At 72.8% G+C, this 18,136-nt stretch carries 18 protein-coding genes; 9 read left to right on the forward strand and 9 right to left on the reverse strand.

Going from position 1 to position 18,136, the window contains the following annotated elements; genetic code table 11:
* Positions 1-54: 54 nt before the first annotated feature.
* Entirely contained in the window at positions 55-720 is a 666-nt protein-coding gene (locus IF02_RS0129240) for a helix-turn-helix domain-containing protein (protein WP_030162198.1), read from the reverse strand.
* Between the two features lie 336 nt (positions 721-1,056).
* Between IF02_RS0129240 and IF02_RS0129245 the strand changes: the two genes are divergently transcribed.
* From IF02_RS0129245 to IF02_RS0129255, 3 genes are all read left to right on the forward strand, one after another.
* Complete coding sequence (locus tag IF02_RS0129245) at positions 1,057-1,929, forward strand: helix-turn-helix domain-containing protein (protein ID WP_037837347.1); 873 nt, start codon at positions 1,057-1,059, stop codon at positions 1,927-1,929.
* Positions 1,930-2,036: 107 nt separating this feature from the next.
* Positions 2,037-3,392 carry a 6-phospho-beta-glucosidase gene (locus IF02_RS0129250; protein ID WP_030162202.1) on the forward strand — a complete coding sequence of 452 codons (1,356 nt, stop codon included), beginning with the start codon at positions 2,037-2,039 and terminating at the stop codon, positions 3,390-3,392.
* A 51-nt stretch (positions 3,393-3,443) separates the two neighbouring features.
* Complete coding sequence (locus IF02_RS0129255; protein WP_199809304.1) at positions 3,444-5,558, forward strand: MDR family MFS transporter; 2,115 nt, start codon at positions 3,444-3,446, stop codon at positions 5,556-5,558.
* 13 nt (positions 5,559-5,571) lie between these two features.
* On the opposite strand, the gene IF02_RS0129260 is transcribed toward IF02_RS0129255, so the two are convergent.
* The 3 genes from IF02_RS0129260 to IF02_RS0129270 all read right to left on the reverse strand — a co-directional run bounded on the left by IF02_RS0129260 (position 5,572) and on the right by IF02_RS0129270 (position 6,727).
* Positions 5,572-5,832 carry a hypothetical protein gene (locus IF02_RS0129260; RefSeq protein ID WP_030162206.1) on the reverse strand — a complete coding sequence of 87 codons (261 nt, stop codon included), beginning with the start codon at positions 5,830-5,832 and terminating at the stop codon, positions 5,572-5,574.
* Complete coding sequence (locus tag IF02_RS0129265; RefSeq protein ID WP_030162208.1) at positions 5,819-6,091, reverse strand: DUF6400 family protein; 273 nt, start codon at positions 6,089-6,091, stop codon at positions 5,819-5,821. Before IF02_RS0129265 ends, IF02_RS0129260 begins: the two co-directional genes overlap by 14 nt.
* A 150-nt stretch (positions 6,092-6,241) precedes the next feature.
* A complete protein-coding gene (locus IF02_RS0129270; protein ID WP_030162210.1) occupies positions 6,242-6,727 on the reverse strand; it encodes a nucleotide triphosphate diphosphatase NUDT15 in 486 nt (161 codons plus the stop codon).
* A 65-nt stretch (positions 6,728-6,792) separates the two neighbouring features.
* Here IF02_RS0129270 and IF02_RS0129275 point away from each other — a divergent pair, with 65 nt between their 5' ends.
* Together IF02_RS0129275 and IF02_RS0129280 are read left to right on the forward strand one after the other, a co-directional pair.
* Entirely contained in the window at positions 6,793-7,815 is a 1,023-nt protein-coding gene (locus IF02_RS0129275; RefSeq protein ID WP_030162212.1) for an NAD(P)/FAD-dependent oxidoreductase, read from the forward strand.
* A gap of 104 nt (positions 7,816-7,919) precedes the next feature.
* A complete protein-coding gene (locus IF02_RS0129280) occupies positions 7,920-9,344 on the forward strand; it encodes an NAD(P)/FAD-dependent oxidoreductase (protein WP_030162214.1) in 1,425 nt (474 codons plus the stop codon).
* On the opposite strand, the gene IF02_RS0129285 is transcribed toward IF02_RS0129280, so the two are convergent.
* Positions 9,302-10,375 (reverse strand): ATP-dependent DNA ligase, encoded by a 1,074-nt coding sequence (locus tag IF02_RS0129285; protein WP_030162217.1) that lies wholly within the window; start codon positions 10,373-10,375, stop codon positions 9,302-9,304. The two genes, IF02_RS0129280 and IF02_RS0129285, sit on opposite strands and share 43 nt — an antisense overlap.
* 75 nt (positions 10,376-10,450) lie before the next feature.
* Between IF02_RS0129285 and ligD the strand changes: the two genes are divergently transcribed.
* From ligD to IF02_RS0129300, 3 genes are all read left to right on the forward strand, one after another.
* Positions 10,451-11,470, forward strand: coding sequence for a non-homologous end-joining DNA ligase (gene ligD, locus IF02_RS0129290; RefSeq protein WP_030162219.1), 1,020 nt, complete (start codon positions 10,451-10,453; stop codon positions 11,468-11,470).
* Between the two features lie 56 nt (positions 11,471-11,526).
* The gene (locus tag IF02_RS0129295; RefSeq protein WP_030162221.1) at positions 11,527-12,321 is read left to right on the forward strand and encodes a VOC family protein; all 795 of its coding nucleotides are present in this window, start codon (positions 11,527-11,529) and stop codon (positions 12,319-12,321) included.
* Between the two features lie 76 nt (positions 12,322-12,397).
* Positions 12,398-12,643, forward strand: a complete 246-nt coding sequence (locus tag IF02_RS0129300) for a WhiB family transcriptional regulator (RefSeq protein ID WP_030162223.1) — start codon at positions 12,398-12,400, stop codon at positions 12,641-12,643.
* A 117-nt stretch (positions 12,644-12,760) separates the two neighbouring features.
* Here the strand turns inward: IF02_RS0129300 and IF02_RS0129305 are convergent, their stop codons facing one another.
* The 4 genes from IF02_RS0129305 to IF02_RS0129320 form a co-directional block, all read right to left on the reverse strand.
* Positions 12,761-13,732, reverse strand: coding sequence for an acyl-ACP desaturase (locus IF02_RS0129305; RefSeq protein WP_030162225.1), 972 nt, complete (start codon positions 13,730-13,732; stop codon positions 12,761-12,763).
* A 236-nt stretch (positions 13,733-13,968) separates the two neighbouring features.
* Entirely contained in the window at positions 13,969-15,609 is a 1,641-nt protein-coding gene (locus IF02_RS0129310; protein ID WP_030162227.1) for an ABC-F family ATP-binding cassette domain-containing protein, read from the reverse strand.
* Positions 15,610-15,864: 255 nt separating this feature from the next.
* Positions 15,865-16,281, reverse strand: coding sequence for an SsgA family sporulation/cell division regulator (locus IF02_RS0129315; RefSeq protein WP_030162230.1), 417 nt, complete (start codon positions 16,279-16,281; stop codon positions 15,865-15,867).
* 178 nt (positions 16,282-16,459) lie between these two features.
* Entirely contained in the window at positions 16,460-16,876 is a 417-nt protein-coding gene (locus IF02_RS0129320; RefSeq protein WP_030162233.1) for a (4Fe-4S)-binding protein, read from the reverse strand.
* Between the two features lie 95 nt (positions 16,877-16,971).
* On the opposite strand from IF02_RS0129320, the gene IF02_RS0129325 reads away from it, so the two are divergent.
* Complete coding sequence (locus IF02_RS0129325) at positions 16,972-18,039, forward strand: WD40/YVTN/BNR-like repeat-containing protein (RefSeq protein WP_037837348.1); 1,068 nt, start codon at positions 16,972-16,974, stop codon at positions 18,037-18,039.
* Positions 18,040-18,136 lie beyond the last annotated feature (97 nt).

An 18,136-nucleotide genomic window follows, 5' to 3' on the forward strand; every position in this document is an offset into this window, starting at 1 on the left:
GGCGCGGATCCGGATCAGGACTCAAGGATCAGACCCAGACTCTCGACCGGGTCATCATTCATTCGGTTTGACGCTTTCGAGAAGCATGTCCAGCCACTCGGTCACCTTGTCCCGGTGTTTGTCGCTGGGCAGTTGGGCCGCGCGCCAGGCGATGCCGCGGACACCGTGGTTCTGCAGGAGTCTTGCCAGCGGATCGCCGGTCGAAGCCGCCGGGGCGGGTACGGTTTCGCGCGTGCGGCCCGCGTAGTCCTGGAGCAGCTGCTGCTCGGTCCGCTGGAGGGCGTCGGTGAGGGCCTCGGCGTCGTGCGCGGTGAGGAAGCCGGCGTGGACGCCGAAGAAGCGCTGGATCGCGTCGCAGTGCTCCATGGTGGGCCGGCGGTCGCCGTTGATGAGGGCGCCCGCCTGCTGGCGGGACATGCCGGCGCCGTCCGCGATCTCCTGCTGTGTGTAGCGGCGTCCGTTCGGTTTCAGCCGGGTGCGCCGGAGCAGGTCGAGGCGCTGGAGGAAGCGCGTCTGCAGGCAGGGCTCGACGGCGGGCCGGCCGTCCAGCAGGGACCGGACCACGTCGGCGGGTACGCCGGAGGCCTCGGAGAGGCGGCGCAGGTCGAAGACCTTGTTCAGGTCGTGGCCCATCTTGCCCGCGAGTTCGGCGACGCGCGTGACGGTGGCTGCCAGGGGCGCGTTGGCCACCGCGACGGGAGCCGGGAAGCCGTCTGTCACCAGTGGTTCTCCTAGATCGCGGCGGGGTCGGTACGGGCACATGGTCGGCTTTTGGAATCTAGCCGAGGACCCGCCGCAGGGCCAGAACTTGCCACAGCTGTGGCGGGAATGAGCTGTCAAGAGGCTGGAATTGCCACGATAGTTGACACTCGAATGAAGTCGGTAGCAGGATCGCCAGAGGAAATTGAAGATCCAGACCGTGAAGAGGGGGAGCTCTCGGTGCCACATCTCGCAGCGGTGGGCCCGTCCGATGGGTTTGCCCGAGCCGGTGAGGAGCGCCTTGCGGGCGAAGAGTCCGCACGCGGCGCAGTGCGGTCGGAGCGACGCAAGGAGATTTTGCGCCAGCGGCGCGAGGAACTGGGCCTGAGCCAGGAGGACCTCGCCGCCCGGCTGCGCATCAGCGTCCGCGCCTACGGCAACTGGGAACGCGGCCTGGTCAAGGAATGGACCGACCGCAAACTGCTCGCCCTGGCCGAGGCCTTGGAGATGAGCGAGCGGCAGTGCTTCTGGCTCTTCCGCGTCATGGTCGACCGGGACCCGCCGTCGACCTGGCGGGCGGCCGAGGAGAGCCGGCTGCCCCAGGACCCCGCCCAGCGCGACTACCTGTGCGACTACGCGGCGCTCATGGAGGCCGTGCCGTACCCGAGCTTCCTGGTGGACCACCGCTGGGACGTGGCGCTCACCAACTCGGCGTTCGACAAGCTCTTCCAGTCGGTGCGCCCGCATCCGACGGCCCTGCCGGACGACAACTTCCTGCGCTTCGTGCTGTTCCACCCGGACGCCGCGGCCGTGCTGGAGGACCACGAACCGGCCTGGTGCGTACCGCTGCTGGCCCAGTTCGCCGGCGCGCTCGCCGCGGCCCCGGAGGACGAGGGCCTGAGCAGCATCCGCCAGGAGGTGGCCCGCGATCCGTTCATGGAGGCGGCCTACCGCTACGGGGTGCCGCACTGGCTGAGCACCCACGGGGCGGACGCCGCCGAGCGCGACGGGGCCGTGCGGACCGTCCGCCACTGGGACCCGCGCTGGGGCCACGTGCGCTGCCGGATGGTGGCCGAATCCAGCCGGATGCTCGACGGGATGGGCCTCACCCGGATCACCATGATCCTGTCGACTCCGCAGGGCGCGGCGACGGACCCGGTCCGGGGCGGCGCGACCGCCCCGCTCCACCAGGGGCCCCGGCTGCGCGCCGTGCCCTCGCTGGAGGACTAGTCCCGGCGGGGGACACTGGGAGCCTCCATCACGGGTCGATCCCGTGTCGCGGATCGGATGCCACGGATCGTGGCACCGATCGTGGCACGGGCGAAGGGCGGTAAGGCGTGCGGCTGACCATCCTCGGCGGGGGCGGATTCCGGGTCCCGCTCGTCTACGGTGCACTCCTCGGCGACCATGCCGAGGGCCGGGTGTCCCAGGTGACGCTGTACGACGAGGACCCCGCCCGGCTCCGCGCCATGGCCCGGGTGCTGGCGGACCAGGCGGCCGCCTCCGGAGCGCCCGACGCCCCGGCCGTCACCGCCACCGGGGACCTCGACGAGGCCCTGCGCGGGGCCGACTTCGTCTTCTCCGCCATCCGCGTCGGCGGCCTCGAAGGGCGCGCCGCCGACGAGCGGGTCGCGCTGGCCGAGGGCGTGCTGGGCCAGGAGACGGTCGGCGCGGGCGGGATCGCGTACGGCCTGCGGACGGTGCCGGTCGCCCGGGAGATCGCCCGCCGGGTGGCCCGCATCGCCCCCGAGGCCTGGGTCATCAACTTCACCAACCCGGCCGGGCTGGTCACCGAGGCCATGGCCGAGGAGCTCGGCGACCGGGTGATCGGGATCTGCGATTCCCCGGTGGGGCTCGGCCGGCGCATCGCCCGGCTGCTCGGTGCCCGCCCCGAGGAGGCCTGGATCGACTACGTCGGCCTCAACCACCTGGGCTGGGTCCGCGGGCTGCGCATCGGCGGCCGCGACGAACTGCCGCGGCTGCTGGCCGACACCGAGGCGCTGGAGTCCTTCGAGGAGGGCCGCCTGTTCGGGGCCGAGTGGCTGCGCTCGCTCGGCGCGATCCCGAACGAGTACCTGCACTATTACTACTTCAACCGCGACACCGTACGGGCGTACACGCAGGCCAAGCAGACCCGCGGGGCGTTCCTGCGCGACCAGCAGCGCGGGTTCTACGCCGAGGCGGGCCGGGCGGACCAGGCGGCCGGGGCGGCGCTGGCCGCCTGGGACCGGACCCGGGCCGAGCGGGAGGCCACGTACATGGCCGAGAACCGCGAGGCGGCCGGCATGGGCGAGCGCGACGAGAGCGATCTGGAGTCCGGCGGGTACGAGAAGGTGGCGCTCGCGCTGATGCGGGCCATCGCGCGGGACGAGCGGGCCACGCTGATCCTCAACGTGCCGGGCCGCGGCGTGCTGTCCGTGCTCGACGCGCAGGCGGTCATCGAGGTGCCGTGCCTGGTCGACGCGAACGGCGCGCACCCGGTGGCCGTGGACCCGCTGCCGCTGCACGCGGTGGGCCTGGTGACCTCCGTCAAGGCGGTCGAGCGGGAGGTGCTCGCGGCCGCCGCGAGCGGCTCCCGGGCGGACGCCGTCAAGGCCTTCGCGCTGCACCCGCTGGTGGACTCGGTCGGGGTGGCCCGGCGGCTGCTGGAAGGGTACGCGGCCGAGCACCCGGGCCTGGCCTACCTGCGCTGATCCCGCGCCGGCCGGACCGCCGGGGAGGGTCCCCCGTACGGCTCAGTGGGCATGCGGTGGGGCGGGGGCGCTGTGAGAGTGCGAGATGTGACCACTGCCCCCGCCGAAGCCGCAGCCGCGCCGGCGGCCGCGGAGCCTCCCGTGCTGGACCGGCGGCGGCGCAACGTCGTCTTCGGCACGATCATGCTGGGGGTGCTGCTCGCGGCCCTGGACCAGACGATCGTCGGCACCGCGCTGCCCACGATCGTGGCGGATCTCGGCGGCGGCGAGCACATGTCGTGGGTGGTGACCTCGTACCTGCTCGCGGAGACCGTCGCGACGGTGCTCGTGGGCAAGTTCGGTGACCTCTTCGGCCGGAAACTGATCTTCCAGATCTCCGCGATCGTCTTCATCACGGGCTCGTTCCTGTGCGGCCTGGCGAGCAACATGTCCCTGCTCATCCTGTGGCGGGGCGTCCAGGGCGTCGGCGCCGGCGGCCTCATGGTCACCTCCATGGCCCTGATCGCCGACGTGGTCCCGCTGCGCGAACGCGGCAAGTACCAGGGCGCGATCGGCGCCGTCTTCGGGGTCGCGACCGTCATCGGGCCGCTGCTCGGCGGCCTGTTCACCGACCACCTCACCTGGCGCTGGGCGTTCTACGTGAACGTCCCGATCGCGATCCTGGTGGTCGTCGCGGCGGCCCGGACGATCCCCTCGGTCCGGGCACCCGGGGGCGCCCGGATCGACTACCTGGGCATCGCCCTGGTCGCGGTGGGCTCCAGCGCCCTGATCCTGGCCACCAGCTGGGGCGGGAACGAGTACGCCTGGGGCTCCGCGAGGATCATCGGGCTGTTCGTGCTCGGCGTGCTGGCCCTGGCCCTGTTCTGCCTGGTCGAGAGGCGGGCGGCGGAGCCGATGCTGCCGATGCGGCTCTTCGGGAACCAGGTCTTCACGGTCTGCTCGGTGCTCAGCTTCGTAGTCGGCTTCGCCATGCTCGGCGCGATGACCTTCCTGCCGACGTACCTCCAGTACGTGGACGGGGATTCGGCCACGGTCTCGGGCGTACGGACCCTGCCGCTGGTGATCGGGCTGCTGATCGCGTCCGTCTTCAGCGGGAACGTCACCAGCAAGACCGGGCGGTACCGGATCTTCCCCATCGTCGGCAGCCTGGTGATGGGCGTCGGGCTGTACCTGCTCTCGCGGATGGGCCCGGAGACCGGCGCGTGGCTGGAATCGCTGTACATGTTCGTGCTCGGTGTCGGGATCGGCCTGTGCATGCAGGTCCTGACGATCGCCGTGCAGAACACCGTGGACTACGCCGACCTCGGAACCGCCACATCAGGTGTCACGTTCTTCCGTACGCTCGGCAGCTCGTTCGGCACCGCCGTGTTCGGAACCATCTACGCCAACACCCTGGGCCCCGCGCTGGAGAAGGCCGTCGCGGAGGCCGCGCGGGCCACCGGGGCCGATCCGGCGGAGCTGGCGAAGGCAGCCCAGAGCCCCCAGGGCGTCCACGGGCTCGACCCGGCGGCGGCCGCCCCGATCGTCGAGGCCTACGCGCACGCACTGCACACGGTGTTCCTGTGGACGGTGCCGGTGGCCGGGGTCGGCTTCGTCGTCGCGCTCTTCCTCAAGCAGGTCCGGCTGCGCGACAGCGCCCGCGCGGCGTCGACGGACATGGGCGACGGCTTCGCCTCACCGGCCACGGCCTCCGGCGATTCGGCCAAACTGCTGGAGCTGGCGGTCGGCAAGCTCGTACGGAACATGGGGCCGGAGACGGCGCGGGCGATCGTGAACGCCTCGGACACCCGGCTGGACATCGCGGGTGCGTGGGCGGTGATGCAGGTGGAGATCACGACCCGTACGGTCGGCCACGCGAGCCTCGGGCTCATCGCCTCGCGCCGCGCCCTGCCGCCGGAGGTCCTGGTGCCGGTCTTCGACCGGATGGAGCAGGAGGGGTACATGACCCGCGAGGGTGCCTTCTTCACGCTCACGCCGGCGGGGCAGCGGGAGGCGGCGACCCTCACGAAGGCGTGGGGGGACTGGCTAGGCGGCGAACTGGAGAAGGACCGCGGCCGCCCGCGGAGCGAGGAACTCCGGGCGGCGGCCGACGCGATCGCGAAGCGGCTGCTCGTGGAGGACCTGAGCGAGGGCTACTTCGCGCAGAAGGCCCCGGCGGGGCTGTGAGCCGAGACCGTGGTCACAGTCCGGCCGACCGGCCGCTGGTGATGCGGCTCCACAGGGAGCGCGTGGCGCCGAAGCCGCTCTCGTGCACCCAGACGTGGGCGCAGGACGGGCACTGCAGGTGCAGCAGGCTGCCGGTGTTGGTGAGCAGGTAGCGCCAGTGCGCGGAGCAGGTGCGCTGCTGCTCGCAGGAAGCGCAGCCGCGGGCGTCGTCGCAGCTCGGGCAGGCCACCCAGGCGCGTCGCCCGGGGTCCGCCTGCGGGTCAAGGGGCAGCATGGCCGTCCCCGCGCGGGGCGAGCACGCCGGCGGCGACCAGGCCGTCGTAGACGCGCTGCTGCTCGGCGTCGAGGCCGGAGTACAGCAGGTCGTACGCCGCCTCTTCACCGCGCAGTACCTCGATCGGGTCCCAGTCGGGGCCGAGGGCGGCCATGACCTGGGCCCGCCGGAGGACCTCCTGGGCGGTGAGGTCGACGGCGAAGTCGACCAGCTCGGGGGTGCCCGGGCCGGTGGGGGGTGTGGGGTGGTGTGGGGCCATACGTCTGAACTTAGGTATGCCTTCCTTCCTGTGGCAAGAGGGGGTGGGAGATGTCACAGCAGGCCGGCGGCGGGGCGGCGGCAGGTCGATGGCCGGTCGGCGGCCGGTCGGTGGCGGGGCGCGCCCGGTCGGTGGCCCCTGTTCGCGGCTCTAGGGCGTCGGGTAGTCGTACGACGGGACGGGCGGCAGGGTCGGCCCGAGCTCGGGGCGCCAGGCCCGCAGGACCGTCACCGAGGGCGCGTAGAGGGCCTCCGGGATCCCGTCCGGGGCGAACCACTGCCAGCGCAGGATCTTGTGCGGCTCGGTGACCTTGGGCGTGCCCCGGGCGGCGCCGGTGACGGCCCCCGCGGTCAGGCGGGTCGTCCCGGCCTCGGGGGAGAGCTGGACGGTCAGCATCCGGATGTCCCCGGGGGCCGCCCGCAGATCCGTTTCCTCGGCCAGTTCGCGGGCGGCGGCCTGCTCGAAGCTCTCCCCGGGGTCGACCTTCCCGCCGGGCAGTTCCCAGCGGCCGTCGTGCGCCTGGCCGAGGAGCACCCGCCCGGCGGCGTCGGTCACGACGAGGCCGACGCCGACGACGGCGTTGGGCCGGGGGACGGCCCGTGCCGGGCGTCCGGGCTGGTCGTTCGGTGTGGTCATCGCTCCATTTGCCGGTTCGGCAACAGCGTTTGTCAAGCGGGTCGGCCGGCGGCACCCTCGGCGGTATGGACGACGCGAGGGACAACACGCTGACGGGCTCTTTCGACGTGGTGGTCGTGGGCGGCGGGACCGCCGGACTGGCCGGGGCGCTGACCCTGGCCCGGGCCCGCCGTTCGCTGCTGGTGCTCGACTCCGGCAGCCCCCGCAACGCCCCCGCCGCCCACCTGCACGGCTACCTGGGCCGGGACGGGGCGAGCCCGGCGGAGCTGCTGGCCGCGGGGCGGGCCGAGGTGACCGGGTACGGGGGCGAGATCCGCTCCGGGGCGGCCGGCACCGCGCTCGCCGCCGACCGGCTGCCCGGCGGCGGCTTCCTCGTCCGGTGCGCCGACGGGTCCTCGGTCCGGGCCGGCCGGCTGCTGATCGCCACCGGGCTGGTGGACGAGCTGCCGCAGCTGCCGGGGCTCCGGGAGCGCTGGGGGCGGGACGTGCTGCACTGCCCGTACTGCCACGGCTGGGAGGTCCGCGACGAGCCGGTCGCGGTCCTGGCCACCGGCCCCGTCGCCGTGCACCAGGCGCAGATGTGGCGGAGCTGGACCGACCGCGTGACCCTGCTGACCCACACCCGGCGCCTGACCGACGCGGACCGGGAGCTGCTGTCCGCACTCGGTGTCGCGGTGGTGGAGGGTGAGGTGACCGGTCTCGCCACCGAAGGCGACCGGCTGGCCGGGGTGACCTTGGCCGACGGCGCGGCCGTGGCGTGCACGGCGCTCGTGGTGGCCCCGAGGTTCACCGCCCGCGCCGGGGTGGCGGCGAGCCTCGGGCTGTCCGTCGCCACCGTGGAGCGGGCCGGAGCGGCGATCGGCACCTGCCTGGAGGCCGATCCGGCGAGCGGGGCCACCGCGCTGAGCGGCGTCTGGGCCGCCGGGAACGTGGCCGGCCCCATGGAGCAGCTGGCCGGGGCGGCCGCGGCCGGGGTCCGCGCGGCCGTGGCGATCAACACCGACCTGATCGAGGAGGAGGGCCGGAGGGCCCTCGAAGCCCACCGCGCTGCCGGCCGGAGCACCGGCCGGAGCGCGAGCGGGGCGTAGCCCGTCGGACACGTGTGCGGGTTTCGGCCAGGGCGGGTCCGTGCAGGCTCTGAGCAGTCTGATCTTCGTACCGTTCATCGGCTCAGAGGCTCGGGGGGCTCGCAATGGCACATGTGCTGGTCATCGGCGGAGGTGTCGGAGGGCTGGCGACCGCGCTGCTCGCGGCGCGGTACGGGCACACCGCCGAAGTGTTCGAACGCGATACCCGCGCACCCGGTGCCGCGCTCGACCGGGACTTCTTCGGATGGCACCGGCCGGGCGTCCCGCAGGCCGCGCAGCCGCACGCCCTGCTCGGCGCGGCCCGTACCGTCCTGCGGCAGGAACTGCCCGACGTCCACGCGGAGATGCTGCGGCTCGGGGCCCGCGAGCGGCACGAGCTGGACTGGTTCGACGTACGCCCGCCGGCGCGGCCCGGCGACGAGGACCTGGTGATGCTCCAGGCCCGGCGCATCGTGCTGGAGAGCGCCCTGGCCTCCGCGCTGCGCGCGGAACCGGGAGCCGTCATGCACCACGGGGAGACGGTGACCGGGCTGCTGGCCGAGCCGACGGGCTCCGCCGTACGGGTGAGGGGCGTGACCACGCGGGCCGGTGCGTACACGGGGGACCTCGTCGTGGACGCGGGCGGGCGGCGCGGCGGCGTCGAGCGACTGCTGCCCGCGGCGGGCTGCCGGCCGCCGGTCGTGGAACGGCACCGCACGGGGCTGGCGTACTTCTGCCGCTGGTACCGGCTGCCCGAGGGGATGGAGGAGGGGCCGCGCCGGCCCTGGGCGGTGACCGGCGGCACCTTCGCCGGGTGCGCCGTCTTCCCCGCCGACAACCGGGTGTTCGCCGTGACCCTGTTCGTCCACACCGGGGACACCACCCGCTCCGCGCTGCGCGATCCCGCCGTGTTCGAGGCCGCCGCGCGCGCCTTTCCGCCCGGTGCGGCCTGGCTGGGCCTGGGCGCCGAACCGCTGTCGGGCGTACTGGCCACGGCGAGCCTGGACAACCGGTGGAGCGCGCTGGTCGACGAGCGGGGGCCGGTGGCGACCGGACTGGTGGCGATCGGGGACGCGATCGCGCACACCAACCCGACGCTGGGTCAGGGCACCTCGCTGGCGCTGTGGGCCGCGTGCCGGGTGGCCCGTACGGCGCACCAGGACGCGGGATCGGTGCGGTTCGCCGCCGCGTACCACGCGTGGGCCGTGCGGACCCTGAAGCCGTGGTTCGACTTCCAGGTGGTGGCCGACGCGGCCATCGGCGAGCGGTTCGCGACGCGGGCCGGGCGGACGGATCCGGCGCGCGTGGTGGCCGCCCTGTTCGAGTGCGCACTGGAGGACCCCGAGGTGATGCGGGCCCGCGCGCGGGTGCGGCACCTGGTCGAGCCGCCGGAGCGGGCGTACGCGGACCCGCAGGTGCGGGCGCGGGTGGAGCGCTGGCTGGCGGCCCGCCCCGGGTACGCGCCGCACGTGGCGGGGCCGGACCGGGAGGAGTGGGAGAGGCTGGTCTACGACCCGGCGGTCGGGCCGAGGACATCGGCGAGGTCGTAGCCGACGACCTCCTCGAGCTGGGCGTACGTACAGCTCGGCGGTTCGCGGTCGGGCCGCCAGCGGCGGAACTGCGCGGTGTGCCGGAAGCGGTCGCCCTCCATGTGGTCGTACGCGACCTCGCAGACGCGCTCGGGGCGCAGCGGCACCCAGGAGAGGTCCTTCTTGCCGGTCCAGCGGCTCTGCGCGCCGGGCAGCCGGGCGCTCTCGTGCGCGGACTCCTCGGCCCAGGCGGCCCAGGGGTGCCCGGCGGTGTCCTCCATCCGCAGCGGTGCGAGCTCGTCCACCAGCTCGGCGCGGCGCTTCATCGGGAAGGCGGCGCAGACCCCCACGTGCTGGAGGGCGCCGTGGTCGTCGTACCGGCCCAGGAGCAGCGATCCGACAATCGGACCGCTCTTGTGGAAACGGAAACCCGCGATGACGACGTCGGCCGTACGCTCGTGCTTGATCTTGAACATGAGACGGGCATCGGGCCGGTAGGGGAGATCGAGCGGTTTGGCGACCACCCCGTCGAGCCCGGCGCCCTCGAACCGCTCGAACCACTCCTGCGCGAGCGCGGGGTCAGTGGTCGCGGGCGCGAGGTGAACGGGGGGCCGAGCAGTGGACAAGGCGTTGGTGAGGGCGTTGCGGCGGTCGGCGAGCGGGGTGTCGAGGAGCCCCTCGTCGCCCAGCGCGAGCAGATCGAAGGCGACGAAGCTGGCGGGGGTCGTCCGCGCCAGCATGTCGACACGGGACTGCGCGGGATGGATCCGCTCGGTCAGCCGGTCGAAGTCCAGCCGCCCGCCGTGAACGATGACGATCTCGCCGTCCACCACGCAGCGGGCCGGCAGGTTGTCCTTCAGCGCGGTCACCAGCTCGGGAAAGTACCGGGTCAGGGTCTTGCCGGTGCGGCTGCCGATCTCCACCTCGTCGCCGTCGCGGTGCACGATGGCCCGGAATCCGTCCCATTTCGCCTCGTACTGCATACCCGGCGGGATCTTGGCCACCGACTTGGCGAGCATCGGCTTCACGGGCGGCATCACGGGCAGATCCATGTCTTAGATTCTGCGGTGGTACGTCCCTGCCCGCCCGGTATGCGCACCAGGCGGGGGCCGCCTACCGTGGCGCACATGGGTGCATCCGGTAATGCCATCGAGCTGGACGCGGGCGGGCGGACCGTGCGGCTGTCCAGCCCGGACAAGGTCTACTTCCCCGAGCGGGGCCTGACGAAGCTGGACGTGGCGCAGTACTACCTGTCGGTGGCCGACGGGATCACGCGCGCCCTGCGCAACCGGCCCACCACCCTGGAGCGCTACCCCGAAGGCGTGGAGGGCGAGTCCTTCTTCCAGAAGCGGGCCCCGAAGAACCTGCCCGACTGGATTCCGACCGCCCACATCGAGTTCCCCAGCGGGCGGACGGCCGACGAGATCTGCCCGACCGAGCCGGCCGCCGTCCTGTGGGCCGCCAACCTCGGCTGCCTCACCTTCCACCCCTGGCCGGTGCGGCGCGAGGACACCGACCGGCCCGACGAACTGCGCATCGACCTGGACCCGCAACCGGGCACCGACTACCACCACGCGGTGATCTGCGCCCACGAACTGCGCGACGTACTGGAGGACCTGGGCCTGCGCGGCTGGCCCAAGACCTCCGGCGGGCGAGGGCTGCACGTCTTCGTCCCGATCGAGCCGCGCTGGACCTTCACCGAGGTCCGGCGCTGCGCGATCGCGATCGGCCGCGAGCTGGAACAGCGGATGCCCGGCAAGGTGACCACGGCGTGGTGGAAGGAGGAGCGCGGCGAGCGGATCTTCGTCGACTACAACCAGACCGCCCGCGACCGCACGATCGCCTCGGCGTACTCCGTGCGCCCGCGCCCGCACGCCCCCGTCTCGGCCCCGCTGCGCTGGGACGAGATCGACTCGGCCGAGCCCCGCGACTTCGACATCACGACGATGCCGGCGCGCTACGCCGAGCTCGGGGACCTGCACGCGGACATGGACGACCACGCCTTCACCCTGGACGCGGCCCTGGAACTGGCCGAGCGCCACGAACACGACCACGGCCTGGGCGACATGCCGTACCCGCCGGACTACCCGAAGATGCCGGGCGAACCGAAGCGCGTCCAGCCGAGCCGGGCGAAGCACGAGGACTGAGTGCCCTGTCAGTGGCGGATGCCATGCTCACAGGGAGGACGGAAGGAGTACGGGTCATGCTCACGACGGACTACACGGACGGCTCGCCGAACTGGGTCGACCTCGGCACGCCCGACCTCGACGGCGCCGCCGGGTTCTACAGCGGACTGTTCGGCTGGGACTACCGGCCGGGCGGCGAGGAAGCCGGCGGATACGCGATGTTCCAGCTCGACGGCAAGACGGTGGCCGGCGGCATGGCCGTCGCGCCGGAGGAGGTCCGGTCGGCCTGGACGCTGTACTTCCAGAGCCCCGACGCGGACGCCACGGCGGCCGCCGTGGTCAAGGCGGGCGGCACGGTGGCGGTCGCGCCCAGGGACGTCATGGGCCTCGGCCGGATGGCGATCTTCGCCGACCCGGCGGGGGTCACGTTCTCGATCTGGCAGCCGGGCAGGATCGAAGGCCTCGGCGCGGTGACCGACGTCGGCACCCTGTGCTGGACCGAGCTGTACACGGGCGACGTGCCGGCGGCCGCCGCCTTCTACGGCTCGGTGTTCGGGTGGGAGATCAGCGAAATGCCCTTCGAAGGCGGCTCGTACACCGTGGTCAAGGCGGCGGGCGCGTCCGACGAGGCGGCCTTCGGTGGCCTGGTCCCGATCGGGTCCGACCCGGTGGAGGACGCCGAACGCCCCTACTGGACCCCGTACTTCGAGGTCGCCGACTGCGATGTGACCGCGGCCCGGGCGGAGGAGTCGGGCGGCAAGGTCCGGCTGTCGCCGGTGTTCATGGAGGGCGTCGGCCGCTTCGCGAAGCTGGCGGACCCCTACGGCGCGCGGTTCGCGGTCATCGCCAGCGCTCCCGCGCCCGGGGCGTGAGGAGCGCGGCCGGCAGCGAAGCGGTGTTGATCAGGCGTTGATCGGACGTCCATCGGCGGCGATGAGTATCTCCGGCATGTCGATGAACACCGCCACCACCACCGCAGCACCCGCCTGGTACGACCTCGCCCTCTGCGCCCAGACGGGCCCGGGCTTCTTCTTCCCCGAGCCCGGCTCGTCCCTGCGGGACGCGAAGCGGCTGTGCGGGGCGTGCGAGGGCCGCGCGGCATGCCTGGAGTACGCCCTGGCCAACGACGAGCGATTCGGCGTCTGGGGCGGCCTCTCGGAGTCGGAGCGCCTCGCCCTGCGCCCGCGCGGCTGACCGGGCCCGCGAGCGGCCGGCACCGCCGGACAAGGCGAAACCCTGGCAGGGCGGGGCCGTGCCAGGGTTTCGGGGCGCTGCGGGGGCGCTGCGGCGCTGCGTGACGTTGCGGAGCGGTCAGGCCTTGCGGGCCGCGATACGGGCCGCGCGGGCGGCCAGGCGCTCGTCGAACTTGCGGGCCTCGGAGTCCAGGCCGTTCATGAAGAGCCCGAGCTCCTCCTGGGCCTTCTGGCCCTCCGGGCCGAGACCGTCGATGTCCATGATCTTCAGGAAGCGGATCACCGGGCTCAGCACGTCGTCGTGGTGGATCCGCAGGTTGTAGACCCCGCCGATCGCCATCTGCGCGGCCATCCGCTCGAAGCCGGGCATGCCGTGACCGGGCATCCGGAAGTTGACCACGACGTCCCGCACGGCCTGCATCGTCAGGTCCGGGGCGATCTCGAAGGCCGCGCCCAGCAGGTTGCGGTAGAAGACCATGTGCAGGTTCTCGTCCTGCGCGATGCGGGCCAGCATCCGGTCGCAGACCGGGTCACCGGACTGGTGGCCGGTGTTGCGGTGCGAGATGCGGGTCGCGAGCTCCTGGAAGGCCACGTACGCCACCGAGTGCAGCATCGAGTGCCGGTTGTCGGACTCGAAGCCCTCCGACATGTGCTGCATGCGGAACGCTTCCAGCTTGTCCGGGTCCACGGCGCGCGAGGCCAGCAGGTAGTCGCGCATCACGATGCCGTGGCGGCCCTCCTCGGCCGTCCAGCGGTGCACCCAGGTGCCCCAGGCGCCGTTGCGCCCGAAGAGCGTGGCGATCTCGTGGTGGTAGCTGGGGAGGTTGTCCTCGGTCAGCAGGTTCACGACCAGCGCGATCTTGCCGATGTCGGTGACCTTGGACTGCTCCGGGTCCCAGGCCTCGCCGTCCTCGAAGAAGCCCGGGAAGTTCCGGCCGTCGCTCCACGGGACGTACTCGTGGGGCATCCAGTCCTTGGTGACCTTCAGGTGGCGGTTGAGTTCCTTCTCGACCACCTCTTCCAGCGCGTACAGCAGCTTGGCGTCGGTCCACGCCTCCGAGCTGCCGAGGTGGGGAGAGGTGATTGTCACGGGTGCTCCTGGGGACAAAGCGAAATACCTACGGTTCCGTAGCCTACGAATCCGTAGGTTAAGCGGAGCGTGAGGACCAGCCAAGCCCCAGGCGTTCATATGACCGGTTACATCCGGTTATCTGTGCAGTTTGAGGGCGTGCGCGAAGGGCCCGCCGGAGCGAAAGTCGCCCCGGCAGGTGGCCCGCGACACCCGCCTTGACGGCGGGCGTCGCGGCACGATCCGCAAGAAACGGCCTAACCGTGCCAGAGCGCCTCGCGCACCTCCTCGGCCGTGGTCGGCTCCAGCTCGCCGTCGAGCAGCAGCCACCGGGTGATCCCGATCGACTCCAGGAACGGCACGTCGTGGCTGGCCACCAGCAGCGCGCCCTGGTACGACCCCAGCGCGTCCGTGAGCTGCCCTACGCTCGCCAGGTCCAGGTTGTTCGTCGGCTCGTCCAGCATCAGCAGCTGCGGAGCCGGCTCCGCCAGCAGCAGCGCCGCCAGCGCCGCCCGGAACCGCTCGCCGCCCGACAGGGTGCCGGCCGGCCGGTCCGCCCGGGCGCCCCGGAACAGGAAGTGCGCGAGCCGCGCCCGGATCAGGTTGTTCGAGGCCTGCGGGGCGAACCGGGCCACGTTCTCCACCACCGACCGGCTCTCGTCGAGCACGTCCAGCCGCTGCGGCAGGAACCGCGTCGGCACGTGCGTGATCGCCTCACCGGACACCGGCGCGAGCGCCCCCGCGATCGTGCGCAGCAGGGTCGTCTTGCCGCTGCCGTTGCGGCCCACCAGCGCGATCCGCTCCGGCCCGCGCAGCTCCCACTCGCCCGCGGCCCGGGCCCCGTGCGCCAGGTGCACGTTGCTCAGGGTCAGGACCCGGCGCCCCGGCGGGACCTGCGTGGCGGGCAGCTCGATCCGGATCTCGTCGTCGTCCCGGACAGCCTCCGCCGCCTGGTCCAGCCGCTCCTTCGCCTGCGCCAGCTTCTCGGTGTGCAGGATGCGGTGCTTGCCGGCCGACTCCTGCGCCGCGCGCTTGCGGGCGCCCATGACGATCTTCGGCTCGCGCTTGGTGTCGTACATCTTCTGGCCGTACCGCTTGCGCCGCGCCAACTTCAGGTGCGCGTCGGACAGTTCCCGCTTCTGCCGCTGTACGTCGGCCTCCGCGACCCGGACCATCCGCTCGGCCGCGTCCTGCTCGGCGGCGAGCTGCTCCTCGTACGCCGTGAAGTTCCCTCCGTACCAGCGGACTTCACCGTCGTGCAGGTCGGCGATCTGGTCGACCCGCTCCAGCAGCTCCCGGTCGTGGCTGACCAGGAGCAGCACCCCGGACCAGGACTCGACCGCCGCGTACAGCCGGCGCCGGGCCCGCAGGTCCAGGTTGTTCGTCGGCTCGTCCAGCAGCAGGACGTCGGGGCGGGCGAGGAGCAGGGCGGCGAGGCGCAGCAACACGCATTCGCCGCCGGACAGTTCACCGACCGTACGGTCCAGGCCGGTCCGGGCGAGACCGAGCTGGTCGAGGGCGGCCAGGGCCCGCTCCTCGACGTCCCAGTCGTCGCCGACCGCGGCGAAGTTCGCCTCGGTGGCCTCGCCCGCCTCGATGGCGTGCAGGGCGGTACGGACGGTGCGGATGCCGAGCGCCTCGTCCACGCGCAGGGCGGTGTCGAGGGTGACGCTCTGCGGGAGGTAGCCGATGGTGCCGGCCACGGACAACTGGCCGTCGGACGGCTTCAGTTCACCCGCGATGAGTTTCAGCAGGGTGGACTTCCCGCAGCCGTTGAGCCCGATCAGGCCGGTGCGGCCGGGGCCGACGGCCAGCTGGAAGTCCTCGAAGACGGGAGTGCCGTCGGGCCAGTCGAAGGACAGGGCGGAGCAGGTGATGAATGCAGGGGTATGGCTCATGGAGGCCTCCAGGTTGCGTGAGTGGTACGTGCAACTCGGGGAGACAGCCGACGGTGGGATCCGATGGCGGATCGGCGGGATCGGTGGGATCGGTCGGTGTCTCGAACCTCAGACGAGCAATGTCCTGCTCCGTTTCGACGGCAGTGGGGCGTCGACGAAGCTACGGACGGCCGGAGCCGCCCGCAATCGAATTAACCGTGGGAGGGGGCGGGGGAGGGGGAGGGGCGGTGCCGGGGCCGGTGCCAGGGCCGGGCTTCAGCGCGGGTCGCGCATCAGCTCGGCCAGGCTGTGGTCCATGTCGAGGTACAGGTGCTCCAGACCCGGCGGCACGACCGCCGCCGCCCGCTCCAGGAACCGGTGCAGCTCGGCCGTCAGCATCAGCACGATCGCCACGCCCTCGGGCGCGTGGAACTCGATCGTGGTCCGGTCGATGTCGTACGGCCGCACCCGCACGTCGCCGCACCCCGTGGGGCGGTCCAGCCCCGATTCGAGGAGCTCGCGGGCGAACGTCCACGAAACCTCGACGCCTTCCAGGGTGGCCGGAGCGGGGAAGGCCATGCGCACCGCGAAGGGATCGGCACGGTCGTAGCAGAGCGTGACGGGTACGGTCTCGACCTTCGGGGCGGTGGCGACCAGACGGGCCTGCACGGCCTGCTCGATAACAGTGATCAAGGCTCGCTCCCTTGCGGCGGATCTGCTGCCGGGCGTGGGGTGAAGCCCGGCAACCGGATAGACGCCGGAATCGGCAAATCCGTGCATGCGAACTGACGTGAGCTGTGTCACCGATTGGCTGGAACGCGTCCGTTTGATCGCACAGAGTAACGAGGGGAGGGGTGCGGGTGAAGGGGCCTCAGTCGCTGCCGCACGCCCCCGAGTGGTCGCAGAACGGCTGGTTCCCGCTCACTCCACAGGCGCAAAGCATCGCCCTGGTCTCCCGCCGGACGGTCCCTTCGGGGGTCGTCACGCGCAGATCGCCGCGCATCACGAGCTGACCGGCGGGCGACCGTACGACCGTGGTCGGCCGGTCCGGCTCCTCGGCCGGCCCGCCGTCGGCGAGCCGGTACTGGAGCGCGCCCGAGGGGCACCGGCGGATCACCTCGGCGACCCGCTCCGGCTCGGCGCCGTCCGGCTGTACCCACGGACGCTTCCCCGAGTCGAACACCTCGGGGAGGCCGCTCACGCATTCGGCGGCGTGCAGGCACCGCCCGGTGTCGTAGGTGACGGTGATGCGCTTGCCGTCGTAGGCCTTGGGTTCCTTGGATGGCATGGCCTCAGCGTAGGAACGCGGCGGCACGGACGCACCCTGGACGCCGAATCCGGTGTGCATTAGCTTCCGGCGCCATGAGACTTCTTGGAGTTGGCATGTGCGCGGCGGCTCTGGCGGTGGGTCTGCTGGCCGCCCCGGCACACGCGGAGGACCCGGGCGACGTGCAGGGGTTACGGGACGGGCGCGCGGCCTGGGCGCTGAAGGACACCGGCAAGGACGCCCGGTTCCGCGGGCTGGCGGCGGTCAGCCGCTCCACGGCCTGGGTGGCCGGCTCCAAGGGCACGGTCCTGCGCACGGTGGACGGCGGCCGCAGCTGGCGTGACGTCTCACCGCCGGGCGCGGTCGCCGAGGGCCTGGAGCTGCGCGACATCGAGGCCTTCGACGCACGGCGCGCGGTGGCCCTGTCCATCGGGGAGGGCGAGGCTTCGCGGGTGCTGCGCACCGAGGACGGCGGCGCCACCTGGACCGAGGCCTTCCGCAACCCCGACCCGCGGGCCTTCTACGACTGCCTCACCTTCTTCGACTCCCGCCACGGGCTGGCCATGAGCGACCCGGTGGACGGCAAGTTCCGGATCCTGTCGACGGACGACGGCGGCCGCAACTGGGCGGTGCTGCCGAGTACGGGGATGCCGGACGCCCTGCCGGGCGAGGCGGGCTTCGCGGCCAGTGGCCAGTGCCTGGTGAACGCCGGGCCGCGCGACGTGTGGCTGGCCACGGGCGGCGGCGCGGTCGCCCGGATCCTGCACTCGGCGGACCGCGGCCGCACCTGGCGGATCGCCGAGTCGGGGATCCCGGCGGGCGACCCGGCCAAGGGGGTCTTCGCCCTGGCCTTCCGCGACCGTACGACGGGCCTCGCGGTCGGCGGCGACTACCGCACCGGCGAGGCCTCCCCGCAGGCAGCCGCGGTATCGGCGGACGCGGGCCGCACCTGGCGCCCGGCCTCGACCCCGCCCCCCGCCTACCGCTCGGGCGCGGCCTGGCTCCCGCACCTGCGCACGGCGGCCCTGGCGGTGGGCCCGACGGGCACGGACGTGACGACGGACGGGGGCAGGACCTGGAGGGCACTGGCCCAAGGCTCGTTCGACACGGTCGACTGCGCGGGCGACGGGGGCTGCTGGGCAGCGGGGGAGAAGGGGAGGGTGGGGAGGCTGGAGGGGGCTTGAGGGGGACATCGGGCTCCGGGGGGGCAGGGTTCCGGTCGGCCGGGGTCGGTGAAGGGTCCGGGGGCGTCCCGTCAGTCCACTGTCCTTCCGTGTCGGG

The sequence above is a fragment of the Streptomyces sp. NRRL S-244 genome (assembly GCF_000717915.1).
Classification (GTDB): Bacteria; Actinomycetota; Actinomycetes; order Streptomycetales; family Streptomycetaceae; genus Streptomyces.